Genomic DNA, 1,242 nt, shown 5'->3' on the forward strand with positions numbered 1-1,242 from the left:
AGCCACTTTCTGTGATGTTATCGATGCTCGTCATTGGTATGACCTCCAGCGCTGCGATGGCTGAAGGCGCAAGCGTCGTCAATACCAGCCTAGCCAATGCTAGCCTACCTAATGCCAGTTTACCTAATATTAGTCCAGCCAATAGCGAGCTTGTCAATCGCGGTGCTTACATTGCCCGTGCGGCCGATTGCATGGCATGTCATGGCGAAGATTATACTGGCGGTACAGCGATTGAAACGCCGATGGGAGATATCTATTCAACCAATATCACTCCGTCTAAACGTTATGGTATTGGCGATTATACCGAAACGGATTTAAAGAACGCGTTGCAAAAAGGTCGTACGCCAAGCCATATGCTTTACCCTGCCATGCCATATCCTTCTTATAGTGGCATGAAAGAAGAAGATATCAGTGCGTTGTTTGCTTATCTGCAAACCGTACCTACTGTCGATGAAGCACCAAAATATAAAACTGACCTGCCATTTCCCTTTAACATTCGCAGCTTAATGATTGGCTGGAATTTTCTCAATGTCCCGTCTACTGAAAACCGTGATGGTCTCACTGAGACGCAGCAACGTGGTGAATATATTGTCAATAACTTAGAGCACTGCGGTACTTGCCATACCCCGCGTAATAGCACTATGGGTTTCGATAAAAAAATGTATCTATCAGGTGCTCAGCTTGGTCATTGGCATGCACCAAATATCACGCCTGACGAGTCGAGCGGTATCGGTAGTTGGAGTGAACAAGATATTGTCACTTATCTGCGTACTGGTGAGCTTGACCAGCGTGCCTATGCGGGTGGTCCTATGGGCGAGGCGGTTGCACATAGTACGCGCTACTTAAAAAATGAAGATTTGAATGCCATTGCTTCTTATCTAAAAGCGGTGCCTGCTATCCAAACAGATGATAAGGTCGCAGCCGTTGATGTCTCGCGTTTGCCAACACCCATTAGCGAATCTATCACTCATGATTTACTGGTGCAAAAAGATTATTTAGCCCAAGCCAAAGCGCAGGTGAGTAATGGCAGCAATTCACCAGAATCGCTATATTTGGCAGCCTGTGGTAGCTGCCACGGCGTTGATGGTTATGGTCAGCCTGATGCGCGTTACGCCCCTATCGTTGGACTCAGCAGTATTCGCCGTGAGAAACCTGATGCGCTGGTCAATATGATCCTTCATGGGGTAGAAGGCGCGACTAACACGTCACCTATCATGCCAGGGTTCTCAGATGAGCTAAATA

The 1,242-nt window shown here is 47.3% G+C and carries 1 protein-coding gene; it reads left to right on the top strand.

What is annotated here, in order from left to right; genetic code table 11:
* Positions 1–14: 14 nt before the first annotated feature.
* Positions 15–1,242 (top strand): cytochrome c (locus JMV76_RS14610; protein WP_227690469.1); only part of this gene is annotated, 1,228 nt, incomplete at its 3' end.

It is taken from the genome of Psychrobacter cibarius (assembly GCF_904845955.1).
In the GTDB taxonomy this organism is placed as follows: domain Bacteria; phylum Pseudomonadota; class Gammaproteobacteria; order Pseudomonadales; family Moraxellaceae; genus Psychrobacter; species Psychrobacter cibarius_B.